The sequence below is a fragment of the Vulcanococcus sp. DEBay_Sum29NL08_54 genome, assembly GCF_017859255.1.
In the GTDB taxonomy this organism is placed as follows: Bacteria; Cyanobacteriota; Cyanobacteriia; order PCC-6307; family Cyanobiaceae; genus Vulcanococcus.
The window spans coordinates 1-8879 of sequence record NZ_JAFMNJ010000051.1; the positions used below are offsets into that span (position 1 = coordinate 1).

An 8879-nucleotide genomic window follows, 5' to 3' on the forward strand; every position below is an offset into this window, starting at 1 on the left:
ATGCGGCTCAGGCCAATGCCCCGGCCCTGGGCTACGTGAGCCTGCCGGCCAACGTCCTCCAAAAAGCACGGGCCGCCGTCGCCAGCATCGGTGAATAAGACCCGAAGCGTCTAATCCCCAAAGCCCCTCTCCGCTTGGAGAGGGGCTTTTTTGCTGAAGGGCTTCAAGACACAAAAAACCCCCGGCCGAAGCCGGGGGTCATGGCTCACGGGCGTGAGCGCTGAATCACTTGGACTCGGTGAACTCGGCGTCGATCACGTCATCGCCGGCGGCACCAGCATCAGCACCAGGTGCACCAGCGGCAGCGCCTTCCGCACCAGCGGCCTGCTGGTAGACGGCGGCACCGGCGGCGTAGAGGGCCTGCTGCAGGGTCTCGAGCTCGGACTTCATCGTGTCGAAGTCGTCCTTCTCGATGGCTTCCTTGAGCTTGGCGGAGGAGGACTCGACCTTGGCCTTGTCCTCGGCACCCACCTTGTCGCCCAGTTCGCCCAGCTGCTTCTCGGCTTGATACACCAGGGTTTCGGCCTGGTTCTTCACGTCGATCCGCTCGCGCTTCTCCTTGTCGGCGCTGGCGTTGGCCTCGGCGTCCTTGACCATCTTCTCCACCTCGTTGTCGCTGAGGGTGGAGGCGCCGGTGATGGAGATGCTCTGCTCCTTACCGCTGCCCTTGTCCTTGGCGGTGACGCTCAGGATGCCGTTGGCGTCGATGTCGAAGGTGACTTCGATCTGGGGCACGCCACGGGGGGCAGGGGGGATGCCATCGAGGCGGAAGGTTCCAAGCGACTTGTTGTCGCTGGCCATCTCGCGCTCGCCCTGGAGCACGTGGATCTCGACGTTGGTCTGACCGTCCACAGCGGTGGAGTAGGTCTCCGACTTCTTGGTCGGGATGGTGGTGTTCCGGGGAATCATCTTGGTCATCACACCGCCCAGGGTTTCCACACCCAGGGACAGGGGAGTGACGTCCAGCAGAAGGATGTCCTTGACCTCACCGGCGAGCACACCGCCCTGAATGGCGGCACCCACGGCCACCACCTCATCGGGGTTCACGGTTTGGTTGGGGGACTTCCCGGTGACGCGCTTCACCAGCTCGAGGACCGCGGGGATGCGGGTGGAACCGCCCACCATCACCACCTCATCCAGCTCGGAGGAGGCGAGCTTGGCGTCCTTCAGGGCCTGCTCGACGGGCACGCGGCAACGGTCGATCAGCTTGGAGGCCAGCTCTTCGAACTTGGCCCGGGTGAGGGTCAGGTCGAGGTGCTTGGGGCCCTCGGGGGTTGCCGTGATGAACGGCAGGTTGATCTCGCTTTGGGTCGCGCTGGAGAGCTCGATCTTGGCTTTCTCAGCGGCCTCGGTCAGGCGCTGCAGGGCCTGCTTGTCACTGCGCAGATCGATGCCTTCGTTGGACTTGAAGGTGTCGGCCAGGTGATCAACGATCACCTTGTCGAAGTCATCACCGCCCAGGTGGGTGTCGCCCGAGGTGGAGAGCACCTCAAAGACACCGTCGCCCACCTCGAGAACGGACACGTCGAAGGTGCCGCCGCCCAGGTCGAAGACCAGGATTTTCTCGTTGCTCTTCTTGTCCAGGCCGTAGGCCAGGGCAGCCGCGGTGGGCTCGTTGATGATGCGCAGCACCTCAAGGCCAGCGATCTTGCCGGCGTCCTTGGTGGCCTGGCGCTGGGAGTCGTTGAAGTAGGCGGGAACGGTGATGACCGCTTGGGTCACGGTCTCGCCGAGGTACTTACCGGCGTCTTCGGCCAGCTTGCGCAGGACCTGAGCGCTGACTTCCTCAGGAGCAAATTGCTTGTTGAGGACGGGGCACTTGACCTTGACGTTGGAGCCGGCCTTCTCGACGCCGTAGCTCACTTCCTTGGACTCTTCGTTCACCTCGTCCACCCGGCGTCCGATGAAACGCTTGACGGAATAGAAGGTGTTTTCCGGGTTCATCACCGCCTGGCGCTTGGCGATTTGACCCACCAGCTGATCCTGGTTTTTGGTGTATGCCACCACGGAGGGCGTGGTGCGGAAGCCCTCGGCATTGGCAATCACGGTGGGCTTGCCGCCCTCCATGACTGACACGCAACTGTTGGTGGTGCCAAGGTCGATACCGACAACCTTGCCCATGGGTGACCTCTGAACTGCAGACATCCTCTGCAGCGGCACCCGGGTGGGGCTAGGTGTGGTTGCCGAACAGTGCCCGAACCACCGTGAACGCCGAGGCCCGAATCCAAGGCAGCACCGCGCTTGTGGGGGTACTGGGCGATCCGGTGCGCCACTCCCTTTCGCCGGTGATGCACAACGCGGCACTCGAGGCCATGGGCCTGGACTGGGCCTACCTGGCCCTACCCGCGCCAACGGCTGAGCTGGGCACCGTTATCCAGGCCCTCGAAGCGATGGGCTGCCGCGGCCTCAACGTCACCATTCCCCACAAGCAGGCCGTGGCGCCGCTCTGCAGCGAGCTGAGCCCCCTGGCCGAGCGCCTGGGGGCCGTCAACACCCTGGTGCCACGCCAGGGGGGCGGCTGGCTTGGCACCAACACCGATGTGGAAGGCTTCTGCGCGCCGCTGCGGGAGGTCAGCTGGAGCAGCAAGCGGGCGCTGGTGCTCGGCTGCGGCGGCAGTGCCCGCGCCGTCGTCGCCGGCCTGGTGGAGCTGGGCTTTGCCGAGATCGTTCTGGCCGGGCGACGGCCGGAAGCCCTCGAGGCCTTCCAGGCGGACTGCCGGAGCTGGGCGCCCCAACTCAGCACCCTCAGCTGGGACAGCGGAATCGCCGCAACCCTCGCCCAGGCGGATCTGCTGGTGAACACCACGCCCGTGGGCATGGCCTCGGCCACGGACCCCGCCGCCGCCCAGGCCTGCCCCCTCAGTGACAGCGAACTCGCGGCGCTTTCAGCCGAAGCCTGGGTCTACGACTTGATCTACACACCTCGGCCGACCGCGCTGCTGCAGCGGGCAACGGCCAAAGGCTGCCGCAGCCTGGATGGCCTGCGCATGCTGGTGGAGCAGGGGGCCGCCTCCCTGCGCCTCTGGAGCGGCAGGAGCGAGGTGCCCGTCGAGGTCATGCACCAGGCCGCCCTGCGCCAGCTCTAACGTCACACCCAAGGCGACGGAGTGCGATGACGATCCCCAGTTGGCAGCGGCTTCTGGCCTTGCTGACCTATCTCCTGCCCTGGAGCGATGGTCTGCCCTTCGGGCGCTCCCTGACGAGCCTGTTTCCTGTTCTGCAGTGGTTGAGCCTGCCGGCCCTGCCGCTGGTGCTGATCGAGCAGGCCATTCCCTTCGGCGGGTTCATCCTGTTTTTGGTGCTCTTTCTGGGCGTGGTGCGCAACCAGCGGGTCCCCTACTTCATCCGCTTCAACGCCCTGCAGGCCATCCTGCTGGACATCATCCTGATCGTGCTGTCCCTGGCGTTCAACCTGCTGCTCGCCCCCCTGGGCGGGAACTTTGCGGTGCGGACCCTGGCCAACACCGTCTTCCTGGGGATGCTCGTGCTGGTGCTGTTCGGGATCATCCAGTGCCTGCGCGGCAAGGAAGCCGACATCCCCAGCCTGTCTGAAGCGGTTCGCATGCAGCTGTAGGGTGGACGATCCGCCGCTGATGAACCGGGCTCACCCCCACCCCATCAGCCACCGTCCCTTTCGGCGTCCACGTCGGATCGCGTAAGCCATGTCGCAGCCCTACTACGAAACGATGTACATCCTTCGTCCGGACATCCCGGAGGAAGAGGTGGAAACCCATATCACCAAGTACCGCGATCTCGTCACCGAAGCCGGTGCTGAGGTTCTGGATTGCCAGATGCGCGGCAAGCGCCGCCTGGCCTACACCATTGCCAAGCACAAGGAAGGCATCTACGTGCAGCTGGCCCACAACGGCGACGGCCAACAGGTGGCAGCTCTCGAGAAGGCCATGCGCCTGAGCGAAGACGTGATCCGCTACCTGACCGTCAAGCAGGACGGCCCCCTGCCCGCTCCCCGCAGCGGCCCTGCACCCCAGGCCACCAGCGACGAAGCCGCTCTGCAGACCGCAGACGCCTGATCTCGAAAGGCATCTCGCCCCTTGTTCCCTCCTGGAGCCTTGGTTAGGTTCCAGGAGGTTTTTTATTGACCAGCCGTTGGAGCACCAAGACCTGCAGGCGGCCTTGGCCAAAAGCCAACAGGAGCTGGAGCGCGCACAGGAGCAGATCGCCGAACTGGAGGCCCTGCTGGCGGAGTTGCCCGGCATTTTTGAGCGGAAGTTCAGCCAGCGGCTCGAGCCAATCCTTGAGCGCCAGCGGCTCTTGAGCGCCGACAACGAACGGCTCCAGCAGGGCTCCCAGCGGGAGGAGCCCCTGGTTCTTCCACTGCAGCCGGCGCAGCCGCGGATGGGATCCCGGGTGCGGGCGCTCTGGCCCCAGAACCAGGACCCGTCAGTGGCGGCCTGAAGCAGGCCCTAGCGCTGGCTGTTCGCCCAGAGACGGGTCGGCAGACCCCAGACGTAGATGAAGCCCTCGGCGGCGCGGTGATCGAACTGATCCCCGGCGTCGTAGGTGGCCATGTCAGGCACGTAGAGGCTGTTGGCGCTGCTGCGGCCGACGACGGTGGCGTTGCCCTTGTGCAGCTTCACCTTGACCGTGCCGTTGACGGTGCGCTGGGTGCGATCGATGAAGCCATCCAGCGCATCCTTCAACGGGCCGTACCAAAGGCCTTGGTAGACCACATCGGCCCACTGCTGCTCCAGCTGACGCTTGCTGCGCAGCACGTCCGCCGCCAGGGTCAGGCTCTCCAGTTCCTGGTGGGCCTTGATCAGCAGCAGCAAACCGGGGGTTTCGTAAATCTCACGGCTCTTGATCCCCACCACGCGGTTCTCGATCATGTCGAGACGGCCATAGCCGTGGCTGCCGGCCAGGGCATTGGCGCGGCGGATCAGGCTGACGGGATCCAGGCGCTCGCCATCGATGCTGACGGGATTGCCGTTCTCGAAGCCGATCTCCACCACCTGGGCCTGCTCCGGGGCCGCCTCCACGCTGACGGTGAGGGCATAGATCTCCTCAGGGGGTTCCACGTTGGGATCCTCCAGAGGTCCGGCCTCAATCGAGCGACCCAGCAGGTTGAGGTCGATCGAATAGGGCGACTTCTTGCTCACCGGGGAAGGGATCCCGCAACGCTCGCCGTAGGCGATCGTCTCCTCACGGCTCATGCCCCATTCCCGCGCCGGAGTCAGGACCTTCAAATCCGGCGCCAGGGCGCCGATCGCCACGTCGAAGCGCACCTGGTCGTTGCCCTTGCCCGTGCAGCCATGGGCCACGGCATCCGCACCGACTTCGCGGGCAATCTCCACCAGGCGGCGGGCGATCAGAGGACGCGCCAGGGCCGTGGAGAGGGGATAGCGACCTTCGTAGAGGGCGTTGGCCCGGATCGCCGGGAAGGCGAAATCACGGATGAACGGCTCGATCAGGTCACCCACGATCGACTGGCTAGCACCGGAGTCCAGAGCCTTCTGACGGATGGGCTCAAGCTCATCCCCCTGTCCCAGATCCGCAGCGAAGGTAATGACCTCCTCCACGCCCCACTCGTTCTTGAGATAGGGAATACAGACGCTGGTATCCACACCACCGGAATACGCCAGCACAGCCTTCTTGGCCCGGCCCATCAACGCTCTCCATGCGCGCAATCGATCGATTCTCCACTGTCGCGGTGGCGGATCATCTGGAAGGCCAGCCAACCGGCCATGCCCAAAGGCGGAACCAGCACCAGGGCCAAGGCCAGAACCGCTGCCAGCTCAGGCCGCGCGAGGGCCCAGGACTGCTCCAGCAGGGGCGTGCTCCAACGCTTCCCGGCCCAGACCAAGCCCGCACTGATGGCCAGGGCTGCACCCCAAGCCGGCCACAGCCGCCATGTCATAAGAGCCTTGGGGAGAGTCTCAGATAGGATGGCGGATTGGCGCCAGCTGGGTAGCTACGAACCCGGCAAACCTGTACACCGACGTCCGACGGGCCTCACGCGATGAGCAGCAACCTCAGCACCAGCCTCTCCCAGCTGGATGGCATTAACCCCTCGCTGACCCGTTACGGCCGCAGCGAACCCGCCCCGGTGCTGCCCCTGCGGGAAGAGCCCGACCTGTTGAGCTGGCTCGAGACCAGCGGCCGCCTGGTGGTCGATGAGGAAGCCGCCACCAGCGACGTCAGCACCGTGGAAGAAGAAGAACTCTCCGCACTGATGGGCGAGAAAGAGGACTACAAGGCCGACGACGAGCAAAACGAGGAAAACTGGGAGGACTGATTCCCCCCACCTCTGTGGTCTCCACCAGCAGGCTCATCGCCTCGATGCCCAGCAACAGCCGCCAACTGGCGCTGCTGCTGGGCTTGTTGCTGCTTGGGGTCTGTGCCGGCTGCGACTGGTTCACGCGGACGCCGCAGCTCACCGTGCCCCTACTCGTGGCCGCAGCGATCAGCGCGGTGGTCTGCGCCTGGGGTGTGCCGCGCCTGCGGAACCTCAAGCTCGGCCAGGTCATCCGCCAGGAGGGGCCGCAGAGCCACCTCAGCAAAGCGGGCACCCCGACCATGGGTGGACTGCTGGTGGTGCCTGTCGGCGTCCTGATCGGTGGGCTGATTGCCCCCAGCGACCTGCGCCTACCCGGAGTCGCGGCCATCACCCTGGCCTACATGGCCATCGGCGGATTCGATGACTGGCGCAGCTTGACCAAGCGCCACAACACCGGCCTCTCCCCCAGCGGCAAGCTGCTCCTGCAGGCCCTCAGTGCCGGCGGCTTCCTCGCTTGGGCCGCTTGGCATGAACTGATCACAGACAGCATCGCCCTGCCCCTGGGCTGGATCCTGCCGCTGGGCCTCTTGATCTGGCCCCTGGGATTGTTTGTCTTTCTGGCGGAGAGCAACGCCACCAACCTCACCGATGGCCTCGATGGCCTGGCGGCCGGATGCGGAGCCATCGTCTTCAGCGGCATGGGGGTCCAGCTGATGCTGAGGGGAAACCAGGGGGACCCCGCCCTGGCCGCCTTCTCCGCCGCCATGGCCGGCTGCTGGCTGGGCTTTCTGCTGTTCAATCGACACCCGGCACGGGTGTTCATGGGAGACACCGGCTCCCTGGCGATGGGCGCCGCCCTCGCGGCCGTCGCGCTGCTGAGCGACAGCCTTTGGGCCCTGCTCTTGATGGGGGGAATCTTCCTGGCGGAGTCCCTCTCGGTGATCGTTCAGGTCTGGGTCTTCAAAGCCACCAAAGGCCCCGATGGAGTCGGCAGGCGGGTCTTCCGCATGGCGCCCTTGCATCACCACTTCGAACTGGGCGGAGCAGCCGAACAGCAGGTTGTCGTTGGGTTCTGGCTGATCAGTGCGGCCCTGGCCGCCCTGGGGTTACTGCTGCTGGCCTGAGCCCGCTCGGTAGTAACGGCAGTAGCCAAGAACCGTGGAATAGGCGTTGTAGCGGCCAGGCTTCAGGCGCAATTGCTGCATCGCCTCGGCATCTGTCAGCTGCATCGAGGCCCAGCGGGCACAGACCTGGCGGTGGTCCACCCAGAACCAGGCCACCACGGCAGCAAGGGTCCCCAAGAGCAACAGCACGAGCCAAGGCCAGCGCTGACTCATGCGGCCACGTCCCAATCGCGAGGCTGCTCCAGATCGGAGCGCTGCGGATCCAGGGTTCGAGGCGAGAAGCCCACGACCTGGGAATAGCCCGGCTGACGCAGTCGCTCCCGCTTGGCTGCCCGCTGGACGGCCGCGGAGTAATAGGAGTAGCCCATGAAAGCCGCCGAAGCAGCGACCATCACGGCAGGGAGATGGATCAGGATCTCCATCAACTCAAACCGCTTGCCAACGCTTTGGAGTGGGCATTGCTTTGCTTTGCCGCCAAACCAAGAAGTTCGGTCTTAATCGTTACGCAAGCCAGGCAGGTTGTCCAGGGCGATCAGAACTATTGGGCCTGCAGCGCAGGCATTGCTTCATCCGTCTCTGTGTTGTTCACAGGGGGCGGACCATCCCCGAGCCAGGTACACATCACCACCCCAAGGGCCAGCAACAGGATCAACACGATCAAGCGCACAGCGCGGCCCGTTGAAGTCATGGCCAAACGGTTGTTTTGATCACCCAACCCTGTCAGCGGGAGCCCACAGAGAGCGCAGAGCGTTACAAGAGCAACAGTTCAAAGCCTTGAGGCAGCGCATCATTCACCCACGACCTTCGGGTCGGGCAAGGGAGATTCTCAAGGGGGTGTGGCAACCCCCTTTTTTATTGCCCCGGCGCAAGCTGCCGAGGGCGCCTACGGTCAAGTCAGCACTCCTGAGCCATGGCCTACTTCACATACCAGCAATGACTCCACTTGCCCCGTAGGGGGGTGTCCGTTTGCTGGCATTAGCTCGCACCACCACTAGATCTAGTGCCAGCGTTAGCCGGTAACTGGGCGACCCTCCAATGAACCCAGCCGTGCTCACCCGCCTAGACCAGCTGGAGCAGGAATGGCAGCAGCGCCTGCTCAAGCAACCCAGCAGTGGTCAGGCGGACAAAAAAAGAAGGGGTGTTGGCGACCCCTCCTCATCTCCCTCAGTCCCGACCCGGAGGTCGTGAACAGATGATCCGGCAGCCGCTTCGGCGGTGATGTGCCGTTTGTAACCGGCTGAACGTTTTGTGCGGGACTCAGGACCTGCCTAGACCTGCCTCAGGCTCCAACTGACCTGTGCATACCAGCAGCAGCGGCGATCCATACCAGCGGGCGTTCAGATGCCGCTCAGCGATCCGGTTTCCGTCTATTACGCCGAGTGGACTTACTTGTCTACCTGTTTTGGTGTACCTGTCTATTGAGTCCTTGAGAACACTGTCTAGGACTGGATTAGATGGAGTTTTATTAGAACTCCCAAGCACTAAAAACGTCCTTCTACGTGCCGACTAACCGTGACGGC

At 64.4% G+C, this 8879-nt stretch carries 12 protein-coding genes; 6 read left to right on the plus strand and 6 right to left on the minus strand.

What is annotated here, in order from left to right; all coding sequences use genetic code 11:
- Positions 1-225: 225 nt before the first annotated feature.
- Positions 226-2121: a molecular chaperone DnaK gene (gene dnaK / locus QZ186_RS10810; RefSeq protein WP_010313834.1), complete on the minus strand. Its 1896-nt coding sequence runs from the start codon at positions 2119-2121 to the stop codon at positions 226-228.
- An 83-nt stretch (positions 2122-2204) separates the two neighbouring features.
- Here dnaK and QZ186_RS10815 point away from each other — a divergent pair, with 83 nt between their 5' ends.
- From QZ186_RS10815 to QZ186_RS10830, 4 genes are all read left to right on the plus strand, one after another.
- Positions 2205-3086, plus strand: coding sequence for a shikimate dehydrogenase (locus QZ186_RS10815; RefSeq protein ID WP_296416765.1), 882 nt, complete (start codon positions 2205-2207; stop codon positions 3084-3086).
- 26 nt (positions 3087-3112) lie between these two features.
- Positions 3113-3574 (plus strand): Tic20 family protein, encoded by a 462-nt coding sequence (locus QZ186_RS10820; RefSeq protein WP_010313838.1) that lies wholly within the window; start codon positions 3113-3115, stop codon positions 3572-3574.
- 88 nt (positions 3575-3662) lie between these two features.
- Positions 3663-4031 (plus strand): 30S ribosomal protein S6, encoded by a 369-nt coding sequence (gene rpsF, locus QZ186_RS10825; protein ID WP_029626057.1) that lies wholly within the window; start codon positions 3663-3665, stop codon positions 4029-4031.
- 76 nt (positions 4032-4107) lie between these two features.
- Positions 4108-4416 (plus strand): hypothetical protein, encoded by a 309-nt coding sequence (locus QZ186_RS10830; RefSeq protein WP_247476659.1) that lies wholly within the window; start codon positions 4108-4110, stop codon positions 4414-4416.
- A gap of 8 nt (positions 4417-4424) precedes the next feature.
- Here the strand turns inward: QZ186_RS10830 and QZ186_RS10835 are convergent, their stop codons facing one another.
- Entirely contained in the window at positions 4425-5624 is a 1200-nt protein-coding gene (locus tag QZ186_RS10835; protein ID WP_010313846.1) for an argininosuccinate synthase, read from the minus strand.
- Entirely contained in the window at positions 5624-5875 is a 252-nt protein-coding gene (locus QZ186_RS10840) for a hypothetical protein (protein WP_247476655.1), read from the minus strand. The genes QZ186_RS10835 and QZ186_RS10840 overlap by 1 nt, the downstream gene beginning before the upstream one ends.
- Before the next feature lie 102 nt (positions 5876-5977).
- Between QZ186_RS10840 and QZ186_RS10845 the strand changes: the two genes are divergently transcribed.
- Together QZ186_RS10845 and mraY are read left to right on the plus strand one after the other, a co-directional pair.
- Complete coding sequence (locus QZ186_RS10845; RefSeq protein ID WP_010313850.1) at positions 5978-6253, plus strand: DUF3134 domain-containing protein; 276 nt, start codon at positions 5978-5980, stop codon at positions 6251-6253.
- Positions 6254-6297: 44 nt separating this feature from the next.
- On the plus strand, positions 6298-7359 hold the full coding sequence (gene mraY / locus QZ186_RS10850) for a phospho-N-acetylmuramoyl-pentapeptide-transferase (RefSeq protein WP_296416766.1): 1062 nt from the start codon (positions 6298-6300) through the stop codon (positions 7357-7359).
- On the opposite strand, the gene QZ186_RS10855 is transcribed toward mraY, so the two are convergent.
- The 3 genes from QZ186_RS10855 to QZ186_RS10865 form a co-directional block, all read right to left on the minus strand.
- Positions 7342-7572, minus strand: a complete 231-nt coding sequence (locus tag QZ186_RS10855) for a hypothetical protein (RefSeq protein WP_029626059.1) — start codon at positions 7570-7572, stop codon at positions 7342-7344. The two genes, mraY and QZ186_RS10855, sit on opposite strands and share 18 nt — an antisense overlap.
- On the minus strand, positions 7569-7781 hold the full coding sequence (locus QZ186_RS10860) for a hypothetical protein (RefSeq protein ID WP_010313856.1): 213 nt from the start codon (positions 7779-7781) through the stop codon (positions 7569-7571). The genes QZ186_RS10855 and QZ186_RS10860 overlap by 4 nt, the downstream gene beginning before the upstream one ends.
- A gap of 116 nt (positions 7782-7897) precedes the next feature.
- Entirely contained in the window at positions 7898-8047 is a 150-nt protein-coding gene (locus QZ186_RS10865) for a hypothetical protein (protein WP_296416767.1), read from the minus strand.
- Between the last annotated feature and the right edge of the window lie 832 nt (positions 8048-8879).